A 24,562-nucleotide genomic window follows, 5' to 3' on the forward strand; every position below is an offset into this window, starting at 1 on the left:
TGGGGCGCCCTCACAATGGTGCGCGTGCCACTGGAACCGAATGATGACGAGCTCGAGCTGATCCGGCAGTCCGGAGTGGCGCTCCGGGTGGGCAGGCTCAGCCTCGCCTCCGGTACCGGCAGCTACCGGGTGAAGTCGTCGATGGCGAGGGTCGCCCGCGCGCTGGGCATCGAGCGGCATGAGGCGCATGTGACGCTCACCGAGATCACCACCACCTCGCACCGGGGGCGCAGCTTCCGGACGGAGGTGGCGGAGGTGCGGTCGATCGGCATCAACGCCGACCGGCTCTCTGCGCTGGAGACGATGGTGTCGAGCCTCGACGCGGCGCACCGGGAGACGGGCCAGACAGCGCGGGTGGATGACGTCAACCGGCGGCTCGACCAGATCGCGGCGCGGCCCCCGCTGTACCCGGCGCTGTTGAACGCGCTGTGGTCGTCGATCGCGTGTGCGGCGTTCGCGTTCCTCAACAACGGCGGCGTGATCGAGCTGTGCGGGGTGTTCCTGGGCGCCGGGCTGGGCCAGCTCGCGCGTCGAGCGATGCTGCACAAGGGGTACAACCAGTTCGGTGTGACGATGCTCGCGGCGACTGTGGCGTGCTTCGTGTACTTGGGCTTCGTCGTCACGTTGTCGACGCTGGGCCTGACGGACTCGCAGCACCAGGCGGGGTACGTCTCGGCGGTGCTCTTCCTCATCCCGGGGTTCGCGCTGGTCACGGGCGCCCTGGACCTCGCGAAACTGGACTTCTCCGCGGGGGTCGCGCGGCTCGTCTACGCGTTGATGCTGCTGACGTCGGCGGCCCTCGCCGTGTGGGGGGTGTCGACGGCGGTCGGCCTGACGCCGGACCTCACGAGCCCGATCGACGTGGCGCCCTGGGTGTTGCTGGTGCTGCGCCTCGTCGCGAGCTTCTTCGGGGTACTGGGCTTCGCGCTCATGTTCAACAGCCCGTGGCGGATGGCGGTGGGCGCCGCCAGCGTGGGGATGGTCGCGAACGTGGTGCGCATCGAGCTGGTCGACGCGGGCTTCGTGGTGCAAGGCGCGGCTGCTGTGGCGGCGCTGCTCGTCGGGCTGTTGGCCGCCTGGGTGGCCCCGCGTCTGCGCGTCCCCCGCATCACCATCTCGGTGCCGGCCGTGGTGATCATGGTGCCCGGCGTCACCGCCTACCGGGCCGTCTTCCACCTCTCCAACGGCAACACCACGGAGGCCCTCGCGTACGGCGTGCAGGCGGCCTTGGTGGTGACGGCGATCTCCATCGGGCTCGCTGTGGCGCGCATGCTGACCGACAAGGCGTGGGCGTTCGAGCGCTGATCAGCAGCCACTTTGCCGCAAGCCGACCTGGCCAGGTAGCCTGTGCGAGCCTGGAGACGTCGCATAGCCAGGTCTAGTGCGCGACCCTGCTAAGGTCGTGAAGGGGCAACCCTTCCGTGGGTTCAAATCCCACCGTCTCCGCTGTGAGGGGCCGCAAGGCTCCTCAGCACGACCGATGACCCCGTCCTGATTCTCAGGGCGGGGTTTCGCGTTCTCTGGGATCGGCTTCGGGGGCTTCTGGGGCGCTATCGGCAGGTGGGGCTTCCCCTTGCACGCGTCAACACTTACCGTAAGAGAGTTAGCCACGCATGGAGAGTAAGGGCCCTCCGACAGTCTGATGCCGTGGCGGCGCAGAGGAGACGACGATGGCCGACCCGCAGTGGGATCCCTACGACCGCAACTGCCCGACGCGGCGCGTGCTGGACCGCATCGGGGACCGCTGGACGGTGCTGGTGGTCGGCACTCTGGACGATGGGCCGATGCGCTTCGGGGAGATCACGCGCCGGATCGACGGCATCTCGCAGAAGATGCTCACCCAGACGCTGCGTGGGCTGGAGCGCGACGGGCTGGTCAAGCGGACGCTCTACCCGCAGGTCCCCCCGCGCGTCGAGTACGAGCTCACGGAGGCCGGGCGCACGCTGCGCGAGCCGCTCAAGGCGCTCGAGGACTGGGCGACCACGCACATCGGCGGCGTGCTCGAGGCTCGCGAGCAGTACGACCAGGCCGTCTGAGGAGGGCGCCGGACACGCCTGCGGCCCGGCGCCGTGGAGGCGTCGGGCCGCAGCCGGAGTGGATCTCAGTACGCGACGGTGAACCGCTGGCGGCTGTGGGCCGGGTTCTCGATCTCGTCGACGAAGGCCTGCGCGTAGTCCGCGCCGGAGATGTTCGAGTTGCCCTCGGAGTCCACCAGCAGGACGTCGCCGCCGATCCGGAACTCGCCGGTGTGCTCGCCGGCCGCCCACGGGCCGAAGTTCCCCGCCGGGCTGACGAAGAACCAGTCCAGCGTCGCGTCCGCTGCACGGAGGTCGCTCAACACCTCAGCGAGCTCGGCGGCCTCGGATTTGAACGCGTCGGGGAATCCGTCGGTCGACGCCACGGTCGGGCCGCCCTCGGAGACCAGGAGCGAGCCGGCGCCCCCGACGACGCCGATCCGCACGCCGGCGTCCTGCGCGGCGGTGGCGAGCGCGCGCACGACGCCCACGAGCTTGCCCTCGAGCTCGCCACGCGGCGACAGGGTCTCGACGACCACGTCGGTGTCCGCCACGGCCCGCTCCAGAACCGCGGTGTCGAACACATCGCCGGTCACGTAGGTGGCGCCGGGGACGGGCTCGACTGGCGCGTTCCGAGAGATCGAGGTGACCTGGTGGCCTCGCGAGACCGCCTCGCGCACGATGTGCGACCCGGCGTACCCGGTGCCGCCGACCACGGTGATGCGTGCCATGACAACTTCCTCTCGTCCTCGGCTTCGTTCGAAGCTGCTACTTACCGTAAGAGAGTTACTGCCGAACAGGAAGTAGGCACTTTGCGGTAAGTAACTTCCGATCCGGTGCCTGATGCGGTGGGCTGGGGAGGGAACAACCCGCGGCGCCGAGGGGTTGGGCGTGCATACCCTAGGGGGGTATGCGACGAAGGGATGGGCACGTGAGTACCCCACACCAGCACCACGGCGACGACAGCCACAGCGGCCACAGCGGTAGCGAGCAGCACCCGGCGGCGACAGCGGCATCGGATGGCTCGGAGCAGCCCCACCACGGCGCCGCTGAAGCCCACGTCGGGCACGAGGCCGCAGACCACGGCGACCACGGCGACCACGCGGGGCACGCGGGGCACGCGGGGCACGGTGACCACGCCGCCGCGTTCCGCGACAAGTTCTGGTGGACCCTCGCGCTGGCCGTCCCCGTGGTGGTCTTCAGCGAGATGTTCGCCGACCTGCTCGGGTACATGCCCCCGGACTTCCCCGGCTCAGGCTGGGTCTCCCCGGTGCTGGGCACTGTCATCTTCTTCTACGGCGGCGCCCCGTTCTTGACCGGCGCCGTCGCCGAGGCGCGGTCCCGGCGTCCGGGGATGATGATGCTGGTGGCGCTGGCCATCACCGTCGCGTTCGTCGCGTCGTGGGCCACCACCCTGGGGTTCGCGTCGGGGCTGGACTTCTGGTGGGAGCTCGCGCTCCTGATCGTCATCATGCTGCTGGGGCACTGGCTGGAGATGCGCGCGCTGGGGGCGGCGTCGGGCGCGCTGGACGCCCTGGCGGAGTTGCTGCCCGACGTCGCCGAGAGGGTCGCCGACGACGGGGCCGTCGTCGAGGCGCCGCTCGACGAGCTGAGGACTGGCGACGTGGTGCTCGTGCGGGCCGGTAGCCGGGTCCCCACCGACGGCGTGGTGGTCGACGGCTCCGCCCACCTGGACGAGGCGATGATCACCGGCGAGTCGAAGCCGGTGCGGCGTGGGCCCGGCGACGCGGTGGTCGGCGGCACGGTGGCCACCGACTCGACGCTGCGCGTGCGGGTCACGGCCGTGGGCGCCGACACGGCCCTGGCGGGCATCCAGCGGCTGGTGGCGGACGCCCAGGCATCCAGCTCACGCGCCCAGGCGTTGGCCGATCGGGCCGCGGCACTCCTGTTCTGGTTCGCGCTGGTCGCCGGGATGCTGACCTTCGCGGTGTGGGCGCTGCTGGGCAACGTGCCCGACGCCGTCGAGCGCACCGTGACAGTGCTGGTCATCGCGTGCCCGCATGCGCTCGGCTTGGCGATCCCGCTGGTCATCGCGATCTCCACCGAGCGCGCCGCACGCTCCGGGGTGCTGGTGAAGAACCGCCTCGCGCTCGAGCGGATGCGCACCGTGGACACCGTCCTGTTCGACAAGACCGGCACCCTGACGCAGGGGCGCCTGACGCTGCTCGGGCACGCCGCCGTGCGCGGCGTCTCCGACGACGAGCTCCTCGCGTTGGCCGCGGCGGTCGAGTCCGACTCCGAGCACCCGATCGCCCGGGCCGTCACGGCGGCCCACGACGGCCCGCTGCCGGCGGTGCGGGACTTCGCCACGCTGCCCGGGCGCGGCGTCGAGGCGAAGGTCGGCGGGCGGACGGTGCATGTGGGCGGCCCGGCGCTGCTCTCCGAGCTCGGCCTCAGCGAGCCGGCGGAACTCGCCGAGACCACGCGGGGCTGGCAACAGCAGGCCGCGAGCGTGCTGCATGTGGTGAGCGACGGCCGGGTCATCGGCGCGCTGGCCGTCGCCGACGAGATCCGCCCGGGGGCCCGGGCAGCGATCGACGCGCTGCACGCCCGGGGGGTGCAGGTGGCGATGGTCACGGGCGACGCCCAGCACGTGGCGGACGCGGTCGCCGCCGAACTGGGCATCGACGAGGTGTTCGCCCAGGTGCTGCCCGCCGACAAGCACGCCAAGGTCGCCGAGCTCCAAGCGCGCGGCCGCAAGGTCGCCTTCACGGGTGACGGCCTGAACGACGGGCCGGCGCTGGCGCAGGCCGACGTGGGCATCGCCATCGGGGCGGGCACCGACGTCGCCATGGAGTCCGCGGGCGTGGTCCTCGCCTCGGACGACCCGCGCTCGGTGGTCTCGGTCATCGAGTTGTCGCGGGCGTCCTACCGCAAGATGCAGCAGAACCTGGCCTGGGCGGCCGGGTACAACGTCATCGCCGTGCCGCTCGCGGCGGGCGTGCTGGCCTGGGCCGGGTTCGTGCTGTCCCCGGCGGTCGGCGCGATCCTCATGTCCGCGTCCACGATCGTGGTCGCCGCCAACGCACAACTGCTGCGCCGCCTCGACCTGGACCCCGAGCGCGTCACAGCCCGCGCAGCAGGCCACCCATCTCCGCGATCTCCGCAGCCTGCGCCTCGATGATTCATCGGGTCAGAGGCGCGCGTTGACCTCCTTGAGCAGCTCGGCGGGGGACAGCCACATCGACGGGTAGTTGCCGTGCCAGAGCTGGTTGCCGTCGGCGTCGATGAGGATGAAGCCGTGGCCCGGCAGCCCCTCGTGCATGCCGACGCCGAGGGTTCCGTAGGCCTCGGAGATCGTGCCGTCGTCCAGCAGGAACGGCGCCTTCACGCCCAGGCGCTCGCGATCGGCGTTGATCTGCTCGGCGGTGTTCATGACGATCGGCAGCACCGTCAGGCCCGCCTCGGCGAATGCCGGGTCCTTCTCGATCTCGGCCATCTGCACCAGGCACGAGTCGCAGCCAGCGCCCTCGTTGAAGTACAAGATGACCGGCGAGCCGCGGTGGTCGGCCAGCGACACACTCGACCCGTCCGAGGCGGGCAGCGTGAAGTCCGGCGCCATCCGGGCCTCCGTGGAACTGGTGGGACGCGAGGTGAGCAGCCCCGCGGTGACCAGCGCCACCACGACGAGCAGGCCTGCCGCCCAGGCGGCCCCGCCCAGCCGGCGGCGACGGAGCGCGGCGCCGGTCTGGGCCTGCTGGACGTCGGCGAGGGCCTGTTGGCGGTCACGCTCACGGCGAGCGGCAGTTCCGGAGGTCATCGGGTCACTTCTTCCGTGGGAGCGGGCAGGGTGGTGTCGGGCGCGGCCGGGGCCGCCGGGGTCGAGTGGCAGGGCGGCTCCTCCGGGGCGCCGCGGCGCCGGTCGGCGAGGGTCGCCCAGACGAAGGCGGCCACCACGGCGAGCAGCGCCAGGCCCTGGACCGGCTCGGGCACAGGGGACAGCACGTCTTGCACGGCGGCGAAGACGTCGGTCAGGGTGCGGCTTGCGGCGTCTTGGAACGCGCTGCCGCCGGTCATGTCCTCGCTGCCGGCCAGGGCGATGACGAACACGCCCATCACGGCGAACGCGACGGCCACACCGATGTTCAGGGAGTTGGTGACCAGGGTCCGCCCGGCGACGCGCAGCCGCACCAACCGGGCCCGCAGGAACCGGCGCTCGCCCAGCCGGGCCTTGTCCCACACCAGCGCCATCACGAACAGCGGGAACACCATCCCGAACACGTAGGCCAACCCCAGCGCGAGGCCGCCGATGGCAGAGCCGGACAGCACCGACAGCGTCATCACCCCCGCCAGGACAGGGGCGCAGCAACTCGACGCGACACCCGAGAAGACGCCGAGGGTGAAGAAGCTCGCGGTGTCCCCACGTGTGGTGTCCGGGGCGCGTAGGAATGACGGCAGCGACCACATCCGCCCCGACAACGCCAGCAGGGCCAGCACGATCATCAGCAGCCCACCGGCCCAGTACAGGGGCTCGTGGTACTGCGCGATGGCCCCCGCCAGCAGGCTCATCCCCAGCGTGATCGGCACGAGCACCAGGGCCAGCCCGGCCGCGAACACGAACGTCAGCGGCAGCAGCCGCCACCGGGCGTTCTTGATGGCGCCCGCCATGTACGACGGCGCCAGGAACACGATGCAGCACGGGGCGAACAGCGCCACGCCACCGGCGAAGAACGCCGCCAGGATGCTGCCCGTGGTCAGCAGCTCGCTGCCCATCAGCCCGCCGCCATCGCGGCGGCCCGCCCGGCCAGCAGCGCGGCGAGCTTCTTGCGGGGCAGGCGCCCGGAGGACAGGAACACCCCGTCCACCAGCGCGAGGGGGCTCATGGGCGGGCGGTGCAGGGCGACCAGGGCGCGACCCTCCTCAGAGTCGAGCTTGACGGTGCGCACCTCCACGGGGAACCGCGCGGCCAGCTCGGCCAGCGCCTGCTCGGCGTCGAGGCACAGGTGGCACGCCGGGGACTGCACGAGCGTGACGACCGGTGGGTGCGGCATGGCGGCTCCTTCGGTGCGGCTGCGCCCTCAGAGGGGCGGTCGACCACCAGCCTCGGAGCCCCGCCACGAAGGGACCCTCGCCGTTCGATCAAGGTTCCATGAAGATCGCGCGGCGGCTCCCCGGGGGCGGCGGCTGCGCCCAAGATGGTGGGCGTGACCCCGACTGCGACCGCCTCCTCCCGCCGCGCCGTCGTCGTGGACGACGAGGAGCCCCTGGCCCGCCTGGTCGCCGGGTATCTGGAACGCGAGGGCTTCGAGACGCGCCTCTGCCATGACGGCGCCCAGGCCCTGGACGTGCTGCGCGAGGTGGACCCCGACGTCGTCGTCCTCGACCTGGGCCTGCCCGGAGTGGACGGCGTCGAGGTGTGCCGGCGGCTGCGGACGTTCTCCGACTGCTACGTCGTCATGCTCACCGCGCGCGCCGAGGAGGTCGACACGCTCATCGGGCTGTCCGTCGGGGCGGACGACTACGTGACCAAGCCCTTCAGCCCGCGCGAGCTGATGGCCCGCATCACCGCGATGATGCGCCGGCCCCGCAACGGCGCCGCCATACCCGCCACCTCCCATCGCGCTGAGTCGGTGTCGCGCGTGCTGCGCGCGGCCGACCTGCGCATCGACGTCGACGCCCGGGAGGTCCTGCGCGACGGCGAGCTCGTGGCGCTGACCCGCACCGAGTTCGACGTGCTGGCGACTCTGGCCGCGCGTCCGGGCCGCGTGTTCAGCCGCCAGGTGCTCATCGAGGCGGTGTGGGGACCCGGCTGGGTCGGCGACGAGCACCTCGTCGACGTGCATGTGCTGCATGTGCGGCAGAAGCTCGGCGACACCGCCGAGGCGCAGCGTTACGTGCGGACGGTGCGCGGCGTCGGCTACCGCATCGGCGCGGGCGCATGACCGGGGCCCGGGCGGCGTGGGGGCTCGGCGCGCGGCTGCTCGGCGCGCTCGCGGTGGTGATGGCCGTCGGCGCCGCGACCGCCGCCCTGGTGGCATCCGCCGTCGGCCCCGGCCTGTTCCACGAGCACATGGTGAGCGCCGGCCTGGGCGACCACGACAGTGCCGTGCTGCATGCCGAGCGCGCGTTCCGGGATGCCAGCGCGGTGTCCCTCGGGCTGGCGATCGGCGCCGCGGCGGTGGCGTCGGCAGCGGTCAGCGTGGTGCTGGCCCGCCGCATCGGCCGGTCGGTGGCCGCCGTCGCGTCCGCCGCCAACCGCGTGGGCTCCGGGGCCTACGACTCCCGGGTGCCGGCGCCCGGGCTGGGCGCGGAGTTCGACGACCTCGCGCACTCCTTCAACACGATGGCCGCGCGCTTGCAGGAGTCGGAACGGCTCCGCTCCCGGCTGCTGGCCGACGTCGCGCATGAGGTCCGCACCCCCGTCGCGACCATCGCCGGGTACCTCGAGGCCGAGGAGGACGGCCTGCGCCCGATGGGCAAGGACACGATCGCCGTGCTCCGGGACCAGGCTGCCCGCCTGACCCGACTCGCCGAGGACCTGGCCGCCGTCACCCACGCCGAGGCCGGGGACCTCGACCTCGACCTGCGGCCCGAGCCCGTCGCCCCGCTGCTCGAGACCGCCGCCGGCGCAGCCCGGGAACGGGCCGCCGACGCCGGGATCGCTGTGCGCGTCGAGCAGCCCGCCGATGTGCCGTCCGTCCTCGTCGACCGACACCGCATCGCGCAGGTCATCGACAACCTCGTGGCCAACGCCGTGCGCCACACCCCGCCCGGCGGCGCCGTCACCCTGGCCGCCCGAGCCGCCGGACCCGGGCTCGTGGACCTGACCGTCACCGACACGGGGGAGGGCATCTCCGCCGAGCACCTGCCCCACATCTTCGAGCGGTTCTTCCGCGCCGACACCGCCCGTGACCGCACACGGGGCGGTGGATCGGGCATCGGGCTGGCCATCAGCAAGGCCCTCGTCCAGGCGCATGGCGGGACGATCGCCGCCGCCAGCGCCGGGCGCGGCCACGGCGCCGCCTTCACCGTGACGCTGCCCGCGGCCCGCGCACAGGACAGAACCCCTGCCGGAGGACCGACAGGGGTTCAGCCACGAGGGTGAGCCCTCCAGGGCAGGTCAGGCGCGAGCGCCCTTGTTGCCCGTGAGCGCCCCGTAGACCAGCAGCACCAGGATCGATCCGCCGATGGCCAACAGCCACGTGCGCAGCGAGAAGAAGTCCTGCAACGGGGCGTCCAGCAGGATGCTGCCCAGCCATCCGCCGAGCAGCGCGCCGATGACCCCGAGCGCCAGCGTCGCGATCCAGCCGCCCACCTGCTTCCCCGGGAGGATCAGTTTGGCGATGGCGCCGGCGAGCAGCCCCAGCAGCATGAAAGCGAAGAATCCCATGTCAACCTCCAGATGGCGCCTCTCCCGTTGACCGTCGCACGTCGGCGCAGTGGCTGCATCCGGAGCCGCGTGGCCCGGCCCAGCCAGCGCGGTGTGGCGGCCGTCACCAGGGCGGCGGGGGAACTCAGTTTGGGTCCAGGCCCGCGGGACGGTATTGTCATCGTCGGCCCGCCAAGGGCCACGCGCCCGTAGCTCAATGGATAGAGCATCTGACTACGGATCAGAAGGTTGGGGGTTCGAGTCCCTCCGGGCGCACAGTAGAGGAAGGCCCAGCACCGAGTCGGTGCTGGGCCTTCGTCGTTGAGTGGATCGACGCCTTCTCGGGCTGGGGGCCGCTCTCCACCCTGCCCTCCACCCTGCCCGGTCGATCGAGGGGGCAGGGGATCCCGATGCCTCGTTCTGCAGAGTGTAGCGCCGATTGCCTGCAAAGTGTCGTCTGAAGTGTCTGCAGAGTGTAGTGTCAGGATCCTGCGGAGTGTCATCGAGGGCGGAGCGTCATGACCACGGCCTACCGGGAACGAGTGATCGACGGGTTGCTGCGCGAGCGCCTGCAATCGTCAGGCGCCGTCGTTCTCGAGGGCCCGAAAGCGTGCGGCAAGACGTTCACCGCCGAGCAGCATGCCGCCAGCCGTGTGTACCTCGATCAAGACGACGCCGCGATGGCCGCCCTCGACGTCGATCCTGCTCTCGTCCTGTCCGGCGCCGCGCCTCAACTCGTCGACGAGTGGCAGTTGGCGGCGACCAGGGTGTGGAACCACGTGCGCGCTCAGGTCAATCAGCGTGGCTTGCCTGGCCAGTACATCCTGACCGGCTCGGCCGTTCCCGTTGACGACGACCGCCGCCACACCGGCGCGGGCCGGTTCGCCCACCTGCGCATGCGTCCCATGAGCCTGTTCGAGTCGGGGCAGTCCACCGGTGCGATGTCCCTGACGGCCCTCATGGCCGGGGAGCGGCCCACGGCGCCCGCGTCAGGGCTGACAGTGCCCGACCTGGCCGACCTCGTGGTGCGCGGAGGGTGGCCGTTGAACCTCCCCTTGAGCACCGCGGCGGCGGCACGCGCCAACGCCGACTACCTGCGCACGACGACCGAGGTGGACATCCCGCGAGTGGACACCCGCCGCGACCCGCAGTTGGCGACCCGCCTGATGGGCGCGCTGGCCCGCAACACGGCGATGGAGCTCAAGGTCGCCCGTCTGGTCGCAGCCGTCAGCGCCGAAGGGGATCCGGTCGCCCGCAGCACCGCCTACACCTACCTGTCCGTCCTCGAGCGACTCATGCTGATCGAGAACCAACCCGCCTGGTCGACCCATCTGCGCTCGCGTGCCCGCCTGCGCACGGCGCCCCGCACGCACTTCGTGGACCCGTCGCTCGCGGCCGCCGCACTGCAGGCCGGACCGGATCGGCTGTTGGGCGATCTGGAGACTCTGGGCCTCCTGTTCGAGTCCCTCGTCGTGCGCGACCTTCGCGTGTACGGCGATGCGCTCGACGCCGAGATCTGCCACTACCGGGACAGCAATGGCGCGGAGGTTGACGCGATCGTTCAGACGCGTGGCGGGCAGTGGGGGGCGTTCGAGGTCAAGCTCGGGTCAGCGTCCATCGACGCGTGGGCCGCCAAACTCCTGAAGTTCGCGTCCGATGTCGACACCGACAAGGCCGGACCGCCGGCGGTCTTGGCCGTCATCACCGGCACCGGGTACGGGTACACCCGACCGGACGGCGTGGTCGTCGTGCCGATCGGCACGCTGGGCCCGTGACCGCGGCAGGCCCAGATCAGTCGACGCCCCAGTACGTCTTTCCGAGGTTGCGGACCTGCATGGCGAACTCTTGGGAGAGGCGGGGCCGACCCTTCACCAGGGCCCGAAATGGGACCGGGAACAGTCTGATCCGGACGGCCGCTCCATTCCCAGGCGGACCCCCGCCACGCAGACGCTCTCTCCAGTCTTGCGGCCGATGACCGGGTCCTACCGCACCAACAGGATCCGCGGGAGGGTCACGGTGCCCGTGTAGTTCTGGTCGCCGCTGTAGTGGACGAGGACCAGGGACGTGCGGGTCCGGTCGGGCAGCCGCAGGCTCGCGGCGCCGTCGGGGCCGAGTGCGGCGGTGACCGTCGGCCCGCCGATGACCACGGCGCTCACGGTCCCGGTGGGGATGACGCCCGCGACTCCGTGGACCTTCGCCTGGATGGCCTTCGGGTCGTCGCGGCGGACGGTCCAGTCGGTGCCGGCGGTGGAGAGCGACGGGAGGGCGCGGGTGACGACGTACCGGCCCGGGTCGGAGGACGACGGCGCGACCTCGCCTGTGCCGCGGTAGGCGGCGACGACCTCATGCGCGCCGGCCGGCACGCTGTCGGGCAGGGCGATGCGGGCCTGTGCGCGCTCCGGCCCCGCGGCCACGAGGTCGCCGGTCGCGACGACCTGGCCGTCGACCAGCAGGTCGACCGTGCCGCTGGGCGTGGCGCCCTCCGCGCGCACGGTGACCGTCGCGGTGGCGCCGTGGCCGAAGGGCGTCCGCTCGCGTGAGAGGCGCAGCGTCGTCGTGGACTCGGCGGGCTCCGGCAGATCGATCCCCGCAGCGGCCGCCAGCAGTGTGGCGGCCTCGCCGGCGCGGCCGGACATGAGGGCGTGCTCGGCGTCGGCGGTGAGCCGCACGGCGCCATCGGCGCCCGCCCCCGTCACGACGGAGGCCTGGGCCACGTCGCGCACGACCGACAGGACCAGGTCCGCCTCGGGTGTCCAGTCGCCGTCGAACGTGCCCGCTGCCGTGGTGAGCAGGCGCACCGCCTGCGTCGTCGCCTCGGGCGTCGCGGCGAGCGCGTCGCCCTCCCACACATCGGCGTCGAGCACCGCCTGCACCGCGTCGCGCTGGGCGCCTGGCTCGAGCGCCGCGACGGCGTCGACCAGTCGGATGCGCTGCGCGTCGGTGCGCAGGCCCCAGCCGTAGGCGTACAGCGGCGTGGACGTCGCATCGCCCACGTTCACTGGGACGCTGGCGGCCGTCGCGGGCCACGAGATCGGCAAGCGCCCGGTGAATGGCTGCTCGCCGAACAGGACGTCCGCGACGCCTGCGCCCTCCGAGCCGGGCAGCCACGACGCGACGAGCGCGTCGATGGCGTCGAGGCGGTCGGTGACGAGTTGCGGGCGGCCCGCGACGACGAGGACGACGCACTCCATCGCGCCGCAGACCGCGTCGATCGCGGCGCGGTCCGCCGCGGGGAGCTCGAGGCTGCGGCCGTTGTTGCCGACGTCGCCGATGCCCTCGGCGTACGAGGGCTCGCCCACGACGACGACTCCGACGTCAGCGCCGGTCATGGGCGCTGACGCGTCGGCCGAATAGGTCACCTCGGCGCCCGGCGCGGCCGCGCGGATGCCCTCGAGGATCGACGTGCCCGGCGTGATGTCGCCCGATCCGCCCTGCCACGAGATCGTCCAGCCGCCCATCTGGTGGCCCAGGTCGTCGGCGTTCGAGCCCGCGACGTAGAGGTGCTGGTCGCGGCCGAGCGGCAGGACGTCGCTGTTCTTGAGCAGCACCTGTGACTCAGCGGCTGCCTCGCGCGCCACGGCCCGGTGCTCGGCCGAGCCGACGTCGTCCGCATGCGTGCGGTCGGCGAGCGGCTGCTCGAACAGGCCCAGGTGCATCTTCGCGGTGAGGATGCGGCGCACCGCGTCGTCGACGCGCTCCTGGGTCACGGCGCCGCTCTCGACGTTCTGCGTGAGGGACGTGACGAACGCGCCGAAGTTGTACGGCGCCATCGCCATGTCGAGCCCCGAGTTGACGCTGCGCGCGACCTTCTCGGTGTACGTGCCGCCGGGCAGCTTGTCGATGCCCTCCCAGTCGCTGACCAGGAACCCCTCGAAGCCGAGGTCGCCCTTGAGCACGTCGGTGTTGAGCTGCGTGTGCTCGTGCATGCGCAGCGGGCCGGCGCCCAGGTCCACCGCCGAGTAGGACGGCATGATCGAGCCGACGCCGGCCTCGATCGCGGGGACGTAGGGGTCGCCGTGCACCCGCAGCAACTCGGCGAGCGAGCTCGCGTAGGTGATGCCCTGGTCGATCGGGTACCCGGAGCCAGCGAGGGACGGCTCGTAACGCGTGCCGCCGTCGCCGAGCCAGTGCTTGGCCGTCGCGAGCACCCGCCCGGGCCCGGACAGGTTCGTCGGGTCAGAGCCTTGCAGGCCGACGATGGCGTCGTCGGCGAGCACCGAGACGAGCGCCGGGTCCTCGCCGAACGACTCGTAGCTGCGGCCCCACCGCTCGTCGCGCGTGACGCACAGGCACGCCGCGAACGTCCACGGCACCCCCGTCGCCCGGGTCTCAACGGCCGTCGCCTCGCCGACGCGGCGGACCAGGTCGGGGTCGCGCGCGGCGCCCAGGCCGCTGTTGTGCGGGAAGATCGTCGCCCCGACCACGTTGTTGTGGCCGTGCACGGCGTCCACGCCGTAGATCAGCGGGATCTGCAAGCGCGTCGAGAGGGCCTGGCGCTGGAACGCGTCGACCATGTCCGCCCAGCCGGCCGCCGTGTTGTCCTGCGGCACCGATCCGCCGCCCGAGAGCACCGACCCGAGCCCCAGCGCGGCGATCTGCGCGGGGGACTGCAGGCCCAGGCGCTCGGCCTGCGCCATCTGGCCGACCTTCTCCGCGAGCGTCATCCGCCCGAGCAGGTCGGTGACGCGCTCCTCGACGGGGCGCGCGGTGTCGAGGTACGCCGCGCCCACCGCGTTGAGCACGACCCGCGCCGACGTGGCCGCGCCGCCGTCCGCCGCCAGGGCCAGCGTGAACGAGCGCGCGTCGTCCTCGGTGGCGGTGACGGCCGTCGGGACCTTGACCACCTGCTCGGCGCCCGAGGCCGCGCCGGCCGCGAACGTCAGAGTCCCGGTGGTGGCGGTGTAGTGCGTGCCGGCCTCGGCGGTGCCCGGCTGGTCGGCGTACGTGACCGTCACGGGCGCGGGAAGGGGCTCGCCGTCGGTGGTGGTCACGCGCACCCGGACCTGCGCGGTCTCGCCCGGGTCCACGAGGACGACGTCGTCCACGGGGGCGACGCGCACCGTCGGCGCGGGAACCGCCGAGCCGTACAGCGCGACGTCGTCGACGGCGAACCGCACAGGCTGCGCGGCGCCGGGGACCATCGTCAGGGCGTAGCCCCATGCGGAGGTGAGGTCGAGCGTCCCGTTGCGGGTCGCGGCGTCGCCCGGCTGGTAGCCGCCGAGCCGGAAGTCCGCGAACGGGATCTCGACGACGCGCCACCGGCTGCCCTCGGGCGACCAGGTGTCCTTGAACGTCGCGGCCCACAACTCGGAGTGCTCGCCGTCGGGGCCGCCGTCCTTGAGCTCGACCTTGATGTCCGCGCCCGCCGTCGGAGACGCCGGCCGCGTGTCTTGCGACGCGTACCAGAGCAGGCGGATGCCCCGGTAGGAGCTCCAGTCCTGCGGCGCCGCGAGGTTGTGGCTGTAGCCGCCCCAGCCGCCGCCGGGGATGAGGTACTCGCCCGCGAGCACGTGGTTCCCCGTCGGCCCTCCCTCACGGTCCTGCTGCTCCACGCCCAGCGAGACCTGCGCGCCGTCGGAGCCCCAGGTGAAGTGCCCGACGGTGGCGCCTGGCGCCGCGAATGGCACGTCGCCCTCGAAGTCTTGGATCGACGTGGCCCGGTCGTAGAGGGCCACGTCGTCGAACTGCCAGTCGCCGGCGCCGAGGTCGGTCAGCGTGACCGCGAAGCCGGTGGACGCGGCCGGGTTGAAGCGCGCGTCGGAGGTCGGATTCCCCTTGAGCCGCAGTTGCGCGAACGCCGTGCTGACCAGCCGCCATCCGGCGGCGTCGTCGACGATCGAGCGCTCGAAGAGCTGGCCGCCGCTCTTGAGTTCGAACCGCAGCAGCCCGCCTGAGCCGGTCCCGCGGAACCAGAAGGCGAACCCGTCATGCGCCGACCAGTCGGCTGGCGCGGCGAGGTCGTGCGTGAAGCCGAACCAGTCGCCGGCGGCCGGTACGCCGCCGACGAGCGCCTGGAGCGCACGGTTGCCCGCGGGCGCGCCGTCACGGTCCGCCGCGACGGTCGAGAGCGCCGGGGTCACCGGCGCGGCGCTGCCCCAGCTCGTGTAGTCAGCGGGCACGCCCGACTCGAAATCGTCGAGCACCTGCACCGCGCCGACGTCCGGCAGGTCGCCGTGCGGGGTGATCGTCACCGTCGACGTGGTGCGGCCGCCCAGCAAGGCGCCCGTCGGGTCGGTGAGGGTCAGCACGACAGTCGTGACCGGCGCCAGCGGGCCGTGGTCGACGGTGTGCAGCGCGACGTGCTGCGTCGTGGCGCCAGCGGGGAACGTCACGACCTCCTCGAGGGCGGTGTAGTCCGCGCCCGGGACGGCCGTGCCGCCGGTCGACGTCACGCGCACCGACACGTCTGCGTCGGCAGGGGCGTTGAGCACGAGCGGCACTGTCGCCGTCCCGCCCGCAGGCGTCGACGTGGCCCCGCGCGCGAACGACACCGCGACGTCGTCGGGCACGCCCAGCACTTCGAGCGAGTAGAGCGAGTACCCGTACCAGTGCGGGCGCGCCGGGTCCCAGTCGAAGGAGACGCGCTCGAGCATGGCGACGCGCAAGTAGCGGGCGTTGGCTGGGGCCTCGAAGGCGACGGTGTCGGACCCGCCGTCGCTGGCCACCGTGGCGACCGTGGCCCAGCTCGCCTCGTCCTCGGGCGCCGTGGCCGCGACCTGGACCTCATACGACGCGGCGTAGGCGGCCTCCCAGGCGAGCGCGACGCCGTCGATGGCTGCCGACGTGCCGAGGTCGACCTGAAGCCACGCGGTGAACTCGACGTCCTCGTCGGGCCCATTGCCGCTGGCCCACCGGGTGCCGGGGTCGCCGTCGATCGCATGCGCCGCGGGGAAGGCGCCGTCGGCGTCGTCCTGTGAGGCGGATGCTGTGGCGACGCCGGTCCGTGCGAGGTCTGTCGCCGCGAGCGCTGGTGTGGCGGTGGTGACCAGGGCGCCGGGGACGAGCATCGCGAGGAGGCCGACGGTGGCGGCGCGTCGCCGTCGCCGCGGTGGAGGCGCCCCCGGCGTTGAGCGTCGGGCAGACGGAAACGTGCGCAGGGCTCCGGACACCGTTCACTCCTTTGTGAGACGACGACACCTCACGTAAGCACGAGACAGGTCTAGGCCACTAGCCCGAAAGAGGTCACAAATCGGTAACGGGACGGTTTGAGGTGTTGCCAGAGTCCTCATCGGCCGTGACGAAGGTGAAGGCCGCGAAGTCGAGAGCGCCGACGCCCTCGAACCTCAGATACAACGGCCGCGTGCCGCCGGGTATCGCGCAATCGACCCGGTGCGCCGTGAAGCGCTTCGAGCCCACGTCGAGGGAGGAGGCGCCCCCCACCCGGGAGAAGTCGACGGTGTCGGAGGCGACGACCCGGCCGCGGAACGTGCCGCGCACCTCGAGCTCCAAGGCCACCACCGCGTCGCAGGCGAAGTGCTTGAAGCCGACGACAGTCCCGTCACGGACATTGGCGACGTGCTGGGACTCGGTCGTCGAGGAGTCCGGGTGCTCCTGCGTCAGGTAGGGGTGGGCGCGCAGCCGCCACCGCGCGAACGGCATGTCGTACCGGGCGGCCCCGTCACGGCCGATCAGGTGGCAGGCGATCGACGCGGGATAGCGCCCCCGGCCACGCAGCGGGCCTCCGTTGAGGCCGCAGCTGGTCACCTCGGCCTGGGCGAACCCGCCGCCGTCGAGGCGCACGAGGCGTTCGGCGCACCCCTGGCGCGAATACGAGTGCCGATGGGTCTGGCGGTGGTAGAACACGTGCCACTCGTCCTTGATCGAGACGATGCCCCCATGCGTGTTCCCGAGGTAGTTCACCGCGTGGCGCTCGGTCGGCCGCCCGTCGAGGAACACGTCGCCCAAGTCGACGAGGGTGCCGCCAAAGGCGAACGGCCCCTCGGGATGGTCGGCCATGGCGTAGCAGAGCTCGTGGTTGTGCTCCGAGGAGTAGACGAAGCAGTAGCGGCCGTCGACCTTGCGGATCGAGCTCGCCTCGAAGAACGCGTGGTCCGTGAACGCCCCCTCACGACCGCGGGCCGGGAAGAGCAGAGACGGCCCGGAGCGGATCGTCAGCATGTCTGGCTCGAGCCGGAGGACGACGCCGCCCTCGTGGGTGAGCCTTCGAAAACGTGAGAGGACGCGCGGGGTCTTCCGCGCGAATCCCGAGTACAGGTAGACCGATCCGTCGTCGTCGACCAGCACCCCGGGGTCGAAGGGGAACGGGTCGCCCGAGGACTCGCCCCACAGGCGGCCGTCGGGGAACCGGACGTGGCCGAGGAACTCGAACCGGCCCGCGGGCTCGTCGCAGACCGCAACCGACATCAGGCCCACGAAGTCGAGCGCGTAGAACAGGTAGTACCTGCCATCGGGACCGCGCACCACGTCGGGCGCGTACATCGACCGCCAGCCGAGCCGATTGCGCGGGTCCTGCCGCTTGCCGTAGATGACGCCCTCGTGGCGCCACGCCGACAGGTCGTCGACGCTCGCCGACCAGCACACGTAGTCGTTCAGGCAGAAGAGCCGGGAGCCGAAACGGTCATGCGAGCCGTAGACGTACACGCGGTCACCGAACACCCGCGGCTCATCGTCCGGCACGTACTCCCACGTCGGCAGATAGGGGTTCAGGGCCTGGCCGTCCACGCCGCGCACCTCCTCGTCTCGCCTCATCCCGGCTGGGCGTGAGCCGCCCGAGAGCCGGGCCGAGTTGTAGCACGGGACGACGCCCGAGGGCCTGTCTCCGTGATGGTTCCGTGACCTCCGCTGCTGTTCGTCCACCGAAATCGACAGAACATGCCTCCCGGCCAGGGGGGCGCCACGGCCGTGCCTACGTTGACGTCGCGGCACCCGGACCACGACGTCCGGGGCCGCGTTCGGTTCGCTTCAGTGCGCTGTGTCGCGCACGTGCCGCGTGCCCCGCCCGAAGCCGGTGCGGTGCCCACGGCGCGCGGGCAGGGCCGCAGACGACAAGGGAAGGTCGATGAAGACAACGACAACGGCGCGACGGCGCGGCGGATACGTCAAGGGTGCGGCGGCGGTTGCCGGTATCGCCCTGTTCGCTCTCACAGCGTGCTCGCCCAGCACCTCGGACGCTGACGGCGCAGCGGGTGACTCGTTCACCACGCGCGAGGTCACGGACGGCAAGACGGAGTTCGTGGTCGTCACGAACCCCGGCGACGGGCCCGTCCTCTCCTACGGCGCGGACAGCGGCATCGAGCTGCTCACCGAGGAGATCGACGGCAAGAAGTTCGCGTTCAAGGACATGAACGCGAACGGCACGCTCGACACGTGGGAAGACTGGCGCAAGACCTCCCAGGACCGCGCTGCGGCCCTGAGCGAGGAGCTCACGATCGAGCAGATCGCCGGCCTGATGCTCTTCAGCTCGCACGAGCGCTCGCCTGCCGACGGGATCACCGACGCGCAGAAGACGTACCTGTCGGAGTCCAACCTCCGCAACGTGCTCAACGCGGGCCCGAACGACGTCGAGGCGAATGTCACCTGGTCCAACCAGATGCAGGCCTACGTCGAGTCGCTCGCGACCGCCGACATGCCGTACGTGCCGGTCAACTTCAGCTCCGACCCGCGCTCGACCGCAGGCTCCGGCGGCTACAACTCCGAGGGCGCGGACATCTCCCGCTGGCCCTCGAACCTGGGCCTGGCCTCGACCTTCGACGTCGAGAACGTGAGCAACTTCGCGACGATGTCCTCGGCCGAGTACCGCGCCCTGGGCATCACCACGGCGCTCAGCCCGCAGATCGACCTGGCGACCGAGCCGCGCTGGCTGCGCGTCGACGGCACGTTCGGTGAGAACGTCGAGCTGACCAGCGAGATGGCCGCGGCGCTCGTCGACGGCCTGCAGAGCTCGCCGGGCACCGACGGCTGGGGCTCCGAGTCCGTCGCCGCCATGATCAAGCACTGGGCCGGCGACGGCCCGGGCGAGGGTGGGCGCGAGTCGCACACCGCCGCCGGCAAGTACGGCGTGTACCCGGGCGGCAACTTCGACGCCCACACCCAGGCGTTCCTCGGCGCGCTCGACTCGGCGGCTGTCATGAGCGCCTACTCGATCGCCCTCGACGGCAACGGCGACCCGCTGTTCGACGTCCGCATGGGCAGCGCGTACGACGCGGGCCGCATGGACCTGCTGCGCAAGGACAACGGCTACCAGGGCGTCGTCGTCACCGACTGGGGCGTGACCTCCGGTGGCCCGACCGACCCGGACTCGTTCTTCGGCATGTCCTGGGGCGCCGAGGAGCTCACGGTTGACGAGCGCCACTACGCGATCCTCAAGACCGGGCACGACATGTTCGGTGGCAACAACGAGGTCGGCCCGGTCCTCGCGGCGTTCGACCTGTGGCAGGCGGACTTCGAGGCCGGCGTGAACGAGATCGACGCCGACACGCGGTTCCGCGAGACGGGCACCCGCATCCTCAACATGCTCTTCCAGCCGGGCCTGTACGAGAACGCCTACCTGGACCTCGACGAGTCGCGCAAGATCGTCGCGAGTGCCGACAAGGTCGACGCCGGCTTCCAGGCGCAGCTCGACTCCGCTGTGCTGCTGAAGAACGACGGCGAGGCCATCTCCGCCGCTGACAAGGCGGCGTGGGCGGACAAGACCGCGTACATCCCGCGTGCGTACAACACCGGCTTCGCGGGCGCCTTCGGCCCGGCCGAGTACACCGAGGCCCCCGGCCTGGACATCGAGACCGCCGAGCAGTACTTCGCGAAGGTCGTCACCGACGAGGCAGTCCTGGACGAGAACGACCAGGTCGTCAGCTACACGGCGCCTGACCTGAGCGACGTCGACATCGTGCTGGTCGGCATGGCCAGCCCGGACAACGGCAGCAACTTCACCGGCGCCGGCCGCGACAGCGAGACGGGCGAGACCTACCCGCTGTCGCTGCAGTACCGCCCGTACACGGCCGACGGCGCGAACGTCCGGAAGGTCTCGATCGCTGGCGACATCCTCGCGGATGGCACGCAGGAGAACCGCTCCTACTTCGGCAAGACCTCGCGGATCGCCAACGAGTCCCACCTGGACGCGTTCGAGCGCGCCGTGGCCGCCGTCGAGGCGTCCGGCAAGGACATCCCGGTGATCACGGTCCTCAAGGCCGTCAACCCGACCGTCCCGGCCGAGTTCGAGGCGAAGTCCGACGCGATCCTGGTCGGCTTCGGCATCAGCGACCAGGCGCTCATCGAGGTGGCGCTGGGCCTGTCCGAGCCCCAGGGCCGCCTGCCGATCGGCTTCCCCGCCTCCATGGACGCGGTTGAGGCGCAGCTCGAGGACGTCGGCGAGGACACCGCGCCGTACGTCGACTCGGTCGGCAACACGTATTCGTTCGGCTTCGGCCTGAACTACGCCGGTGTGATCGCGGACTAGTCCGCGCGAGCACAACCCGGGGTGGTCGGCGGCGCATGCCGCCGGCCACCCCGGACCGGCCGCGGGGTGGGCCCGGGGCCAGAACTCACCAAGGAGTAGAAGTGAAGCGAAACAAGGTGCTGACCAGCGGCCTCGGCGTCGTGCTCGGCCTGACGGCCGTTTTCGGGCTCGCCGCGTGCGGCAGTGACGACGGCGGCTCCGGCTCCTCCGCCGAGCAGGCGGCGAACGTCGACATCGCGGAGGACCTCGAGAACGCGCGCACGGCTGTCGCCGACGCGCTCGCCGACGACGACTCCTGGGCCCAGATCATGCTCGCGAGCGACGTGAAGGCCCCGACCGTGAAGTACGGCCTGCTGGTGGTCCCCTACACGAAGTCCGACGCCGCGTCGCGGATCCAGGGCACCGTCAACATCTCGGACGGCAAGTACACGATCGACGGCGACTCGGCCGCGACCGACAAGACCTGGCAGATCGACCAGGACGGGAACATCACCGAGGTCACCGAGTAACAACTCGCACACCCCGCCCGTCTGAACTACCTGGGCCGAGTGCCCGCCCCGCCGATGCGCGGGCGGGCACTCGCGCCCACGGCGGGACAGGATCCCCGCCCACGCGGCGGGACAGGACGACCGCCCATGCGGGTCGGTCCTGCCGCAGTACCGACTGATCGTGCGCCGAGCCGGACTTCCCTGGTCCCGCCCCTGGCCTGATCGCGGTCAGCTCTCGAGGAGGAATGCAGTGAATGCCAGGGCGAAGAACGCCGATCGGGTGAAGAGGCCGATGTCGAACAAGAAGTTCCTGTGGATCTGGGCGCCCGTGCTCGCCGTGGTGACGGTGCTGACCGTCGTGGCGAACATGGCGCTGTCGATCGCGGGCGGGTGGGTCGCGTCCCAGTTCGGGTCGGGGACGTACGAGTTCACGAACTCGGAGGAGTCCGCGGGTTGGGACACCGAGTACTACTCCGCTGACTTCGACAGCATCGAGGAGGTCGACGAGGCCGCGAAGGCGCTCGTCGAGGAGATCTCCGGCGCCGGCATCGTCCTGGCGAAGAACGAGGGCGCGTCGCTGCCGCTGGCCCCGGGCGCGAGCGTGACCATGCTGGGCCGCGCGGCAGCGGACCCGGTGTTCGGCGGCTCGGGCTCCGGCTCGGTCGACACGAACTCCGCGGTGACCGCGCGCGGTGGCCTGGAGAACGCGGGCTTCCAGGTCAACGACCAGGTGTTCGCGGCGATCGAGGCCTTCGCGGCGGAGAACCCGCGCGGGTACATCGAGATGGACCGCCCTGACATCTCCACCTACTACATCGGCGAGATGCCGGTGGCTGACTACCAGGCGCAGCAGGCGTCCTTCGCGGACTACTCGGACGCGGCAGTCGTGTACATCGGGCGTCCGGGTGGCGAGGGCGGCGACCTCGTCCGGGACATGACCGGCTGGGACGACAACGCTGTGGACGGCCAGCACCAGCTGGAGCTGAACAAGGACGAGAAGGACCTGATCGCGCTGGCGAAGGCGAACTTCGACACGGTCGTCATCGTGGTCAACGCGTCCACGACCATCGAGATGGGCGCTCTGCAGGACGACCCCGAGGTCGACGCGATCCTGCTGGCCGGCTCGCCGGGCGCCACGGGCCTCAACGCCCTGGGCCGCATCCTGTCCGGTGACGTGAACCCGTCGGGGCGCACCGCGGACCTGTGGGCAGCGGACTTCACCGCCGACCCCACGTTCGTGAACTTCGGCAGCTACCTCTACGAGAACATCGAGGCGTCGTACCCGGTCTCCTCCATCGAGACCGCGACGTCCAACGCCACGGTGACGTCTGACGCGCCGTTCGTGAACTACGCCGAGGGCATCTACTTCGGGTACCGGTACTACGAGACAGCCGCGGCCGAGGGCTTCATCGACTATGACGAGGCCGTGGTCTACCCGTTCGGGTACGGCCTGAGCTTCACGGACTTCACCTGGGCGGTCACCGACACCCAGGCGGGCGACGTGGACGGCACGATCGCGGTGACGGTCGAGGTCACCAACACCGGTGATGTCGCGGGCAAGGACGTCGTCGAGCTGTACTACACGGCTCCGTACACCGCGGGCGGCATCGAGAAGTCCGAGGTCGTCCTGGGCGACTTCGCCAAGACCGGCGTGATCGCGCCTGGCGCGAGCGAGTCCGTCACGCTCGAGCTGGCCGTGGAGGACATGGCGTCCTACGACCACCTGGACGCCGCCGCGTACGTGCTCGAGGCCGGTGACTACACGCTCAGCGTGCGCACCGACTCGCACACCGTCGCCGAGGGCGCCGAGCCGATCACCTACACGGTCGACTCCGACGTCGTGTACTCCGGCGAGGACCACCGCGCGAGCGACCTCGCCGAGGTCACCAACCAGTTCGACGACGTCTCGGCGCAGTTCAGCACCGAGCCTGTCGACGGCAAGATCCTGTCGATGTCCCGCGCGGACTTCGCCGGCACGTTCCCCACCGCCCCGACCGCGGACCTGTTCGTCGCGGACGACGCGATCGTGGCGGGCTTCGAGGCCTGGGACGTCGAGGCGGCCGCGGCCGAGTTCGAGGGCGAGATGCCCACGACCGGCGCCGGTTCCGACCTGTCGTTGATCGACATGCGCGGCCTGGCGAAGGACGACCCGAAGTGGGACGAGCTGCTCGACTCGCTGTCGGTCGACGACATGACGGGCATGCTGCTCAACGGCGCCTACCAGACGGCCGCGATCGGCTCGATCGGCAAGCCGCAGACCACCGAGCCTGACGGCCCCGCCGGGTTCTCCTCGTTCATCAACTCCTCCATCAACGGCGTGGCTTACCCGTCGGAGTTCCTCATCGCGCAGACGTGGGACGTCGAGCTGGGTGCGGCGATGGGCGAGATGCTCGGCAACGAGGCGATGTTCAAGGACATCAACGGCTGGTACGCCCCGGCGATGAACCTGCACCGCTCGCCGTTCGGCGGCCGCAACTTCGAGTACTACTCGGAGGACCCGTTCCTCTCGGGCGCGATGGCGACCTCGGTGGCCAACGGCGCGGCGAACAAGGGCGTCTACACCACGTTCAAGCACTTCGCGCTGAACGAGCAGGAGGACAACCGGGTCAACAACGGCATCGCCACCTGGGCGACCGAGCAGACGATCCGCGAGGTCTACCTCAAGCCGTTCGAGATGGCCATCAAGGGCGTCTCCATGGACGTGCAGTACGTGTCCGACGAGGACGGCACGATCTCGGAGACGACGATCGGCGCGGGCGGCATCATGAGCTCGTTCAACCGCATCGGCGCCACCTGGGCCGGCGGCTCCGAGGCGCTCATGACGAATGTGCTGCGCGGTGAGTGGGGCTTCGAGGGCTTCGCGATCTCGGACTTCAACCTGTACCCGTACATGCACCCGAACCAGAGCATCAGCGCGGGCACGGACCTCACCCTGACCTTCCAGCCGTCGAAGTCCTTCGCGGACACGGGTTCGGCCAAGGCGGTCAGCGACATCCGCGAGGCGACCCACAACATCCTGTTCACGGTCGCGAACTCCAACGCGATGAACGGGCTCGCCCCGGGCGCCACCGTCGACTACACGCCGCCGACCTGGGTCTACATCCAGATCATCGCGACGGTCGTCATCGGCCTGCTGGTCGTGGGCGGGACGTTCCTGGTGACGCGGCGCGTGCTGCGCCACCGCAAGGCCACGGCGGGAACGCCGAGCGAGTAACCCTCCGGCCGCGGTCCCCGTCAGGCCGGTGGTGCCCACCACCGCCGGCCTGACGGAGACGACGCGGCCCCGTCAAGAACAACAAGGAGCGCGCGTGCG

General features: G+C 71.3%; 16 protein-coding genes and 2 tRNA genes. 11 read left to right on the forward strand and 7 right to left on the reverse strand.

Annotated elements, in window-relative coordinates; all coding sequences use genetic code 11:
- Positions 1-24 precede the first annotated feature (24 nt).
- The 3 genes from QUV83_RS11130 (at position 25) to QUV83_RS11140 (ending at position 2,036) form a co-directional block, all read left to right on the forward strand.
- Positions 25-1,305, forward strand: a complete 1,281-nt coding sequence (locus tag QUV83_RS11130; RefSeq protein ID WP_289564585.1) for a threonine/serine ThrE exporter family protein — start codon at positions 25-27, stop codon at positions 1,303-1,305.
- 52 nt (positions 1,306-1,357) lie between these two features.
- Positions 1,358-1,446: transfer RNA gene (locus QUV83_RS11135), tRNA-Ser, on the forward strand.
- A 224-nt stretch (positions 1,447-1,670) separates the two neighbouring features.
- Positions 1,671-2,036 (forward strand): winged helix-turn-helix transcriptional regulator, encoded by a 366-nt coding sequence (locus QUV83_RS11140; RefSeq protein WP_066586866.1) that lies wholly within the window; start codon positions 1,671-1,673, stop codon positions 2,034-2,036.
- 65 nt (positions 2,037-2,101) lie between these two features.
- Here QUV83_RS11140 and QUV83_RS11145 read toward each other — a convergent pair whose 3' ends face one another.
- Positions 2,102-2,746, reverse strand: a complete 645-nt coding sequence (locus tag QUV83_RS11145) for an NAD(P)-dependent oxidoreductase (protein ID WP_289564586.1) — start codon at positions 2,744-2,746, stop codon at positions 2,102-2,104.
- A gap of 179 nt (positions 2,747-2,925) precedes the next feature.
- Between QUV83_RS11145 and QUV83_RS11150 the strand changes: the two genes are divergently transcribed.
- Positions 2,926-5,160 carry a copper-translocating P-type ATPase gene (locus QUV83_RS11150; RefSeq protein ID WP_436231905.1) on the forward strand — a complete coding sequence of 745 codons (2,235 nt, stop codon included), beginning with the start codon at positions 2,926-2,928 and terminating at the stop codon, positions 5,158-5,160.
- A gap of 9 nt (positions 5,161-5,169) precedes the next feature.
- Here the strand turns inward: QUV83_RS11150 and QUV83_RS11155 are convergent, their stop codons facing one another.
- The 3 genes from QUV83_RS11155 to QUV83_RS11165 are packed head-to-tail and all read right to left on the reverse strand — an operon-like array spanning position 5,170 to position 7,027.
- Positions 5,170-5,796: a peroxiredoxin family protein gene (locus QUV83_RS11155; RefSeq protein ID WP_289564588.1), complete on the reverse strand. Its 627-nt coding sequence runs from the start codon at positions 5,794-5,796 to the stop codon at positions 5,170-5,172.
- The gene (locus QUV83_RS11160; protein ID WP_289564589.1) at positions 5,793-6,749 is read right to left on the reverse strand and encodes a cytochrome c biogenesis CcdA family protein; all 957 of its coding nucleotides are present in this window, start codon (positions 6,747-6,749) and stop codon (positions 5,793-5,795) included. The genes QUV83_RS11155 and QUV83_RS11160 overlap by 4 nt, the downstream gene beginning before the upstream one ends.
- Entirely contained in the window at positions 6,749-7,027 is a 279-nt protein-coding gene (locus tag QUV83_RS11165) for a glutaredoxin (protein WP_289564590.1), read from the reverse strand. The genes QUV83_RS11160 and QUV83_RS11165 overlap by 1 nt, the downstream gene beginning before the upstream one ends.
- A 144-nt stretch (positions 7,028-7,171) precedes the next feature.
- Between QUV83_RS11165 and QUV83_RS11170 the strand changes: the two genes are divergently transcribed.
- Entirely contained in the window at positions 7,172-7,918 is a 747-nt protein-coding gene (locus QUV83_RS11170; RefSeq protein WP_289564591.1) for a response regulator transcription factor, read from the forward strand.
- A complete protein-coding gene (locus QUV83_RS11175) occupies positions 7,915-9,081 on the forward strand; it encodes a HAMP domain-containing sensor histidine kinase (RefSeq protein ID WP_289564592.1) in 1,167 nt (388 codons plus the stop codon). The genes QUV83_RS11170 and QUV83_RS11175 overlap by 4 nt, the downstream gene beginning before the upstream one ends.
- A 15-nt stretch (positions 9,082-9,096) precedes the next feature.
- On the opposite strand, the gene QUV83_RS11180 is transcribed toward QUV83_RS11175, so the two are convergent.
- Complete coding sequence (locus QUV83_RS11180) at positions 9,097-9,366, reverse strand: GlsB/YeaQ/YmgE family stress response membrane protein (protein ID WP_066586851.1); 270 nt, start codon at positions 9,364-9,366, stop codon at positions 9,097-9,099.
- A 182-nt stretch (positions 9,367-9,548) separates the two neighbouring features.
- On the opposite strand from QUV83_RS11180, the gene QUV83_RS11185 reads away from it, so the two are divergent.
- Positions 9,549-9,621: transfer RNA gene (locus tag QUV83_RS11185), tRNA-Arg, on the forward strand.
- A 242-nt stretch (positions 9,622-9,863) separates the two neighbouring features.
- On the forward strand, positions 9,864-11,120 hold the full coding sequence (locus QUV83_RS11190) for an ATP-binding protein (protein ID WP_289564593.1): 1,257 nt from the start codon (positions 9,864-9,866) through the stop codon (positions 11,118-11,120).
- A gap of 207 nt (positions 11,121-11,327) precedes the next feature.
- On the opposite strand, the gene QUV83_RS11195 is transcribed toward QUV83_RS11190, so the two are convergent.
- Together QUV83_RS11195 and QUV83_RS11200 are read right to left on the reverse strand one after the other, a co-directional pair.
- Complete coding sequence (locus QUV83_RS11195; protein ID WP_289564594.1) at positions 11,328-16,352, reverse strand: glycoside hydrolase family 3 N-terminal domain-containing protein; 5,025 nt, start codon at positions 16,350-16,352, stop codon at positions 11,328-11,330.
- A gap of 175 nt (positions 16,353-16,527) precedes the next feature.
- The gene (locus tag QUV83_RS11200; RefSeq protein ID WP_289564595.1) at positions 16,528-18,054 is read right to left on the reverse strand and encodes a family 43 glycosylhydrolase; all 1,527 of its coding nucleotides are present in this window, start codon (positions 18,052-18,054) and stop codon (positions 16,528-16,530) included.
- Between the two features lie 310 nt (positions 18,055-18,364).
- Here QUV83_RS11200 and QUV83_RS11205 point away from each other — a divergent pair, with 310 nt between their 5' ends.
- The 3 genes from QUV83_RS11205 (at position 18,365) to QUV83_RS11215 (ending at position 24,463) form a co-directional block, all read left to right on the forward strand.
- Positions 18,365-20,761 carry a glycoside hydrolase family 3 N-terminal domain-containing protein gene (locus QUV83_RS11205; RefSeq protein ID WP_289564596.1) on the forward strand — a complete coding sequence of 799 codons (2,397 nt, stop codon included), beginning with the start codon at positions 18,365-18,367 and terminating at the stop codon, positions 20,759-20,761.
- 101 nt (positions 20,762-20,862) lie between these two features.
- On the forward strand, positions 20,863-21,270 hold the full coding sequence (locus tag QUV83_RS11210; RefSeq protein WP_289564597.1) for a hypothetical protein: 408 nt from the start codon (positions 20,863-20,865) through the stop codon (positions 21,268-21,270).
- A 229-nt stretch (positions 21,271-21,499) separates the two neighbouring features.
- Positions 21,500-24,463 (forward strand): glycoside hydrolase family 3 protein, encoded by a 2,964-nt coding sequence (locus QUV83_RS11215; RefSeq protein WP_289564598.1) that lies wholly within the window; start codon positions 21,500-21,502, stop codon positions 24,461-24,463.
- Positions 24,464-24,562: the final 99 nt, after the last annotated feature.

This window comes from Cellulomonas cellasea, assembly GCF_030372105.1.
Classification (GTDB): Bacteria; Actinomycetota; Actinomycetes; order Actinomycetales; family Cellulomonadaceae; genus Cellulomonas_A; species Cellulomonas_A cellasea_A.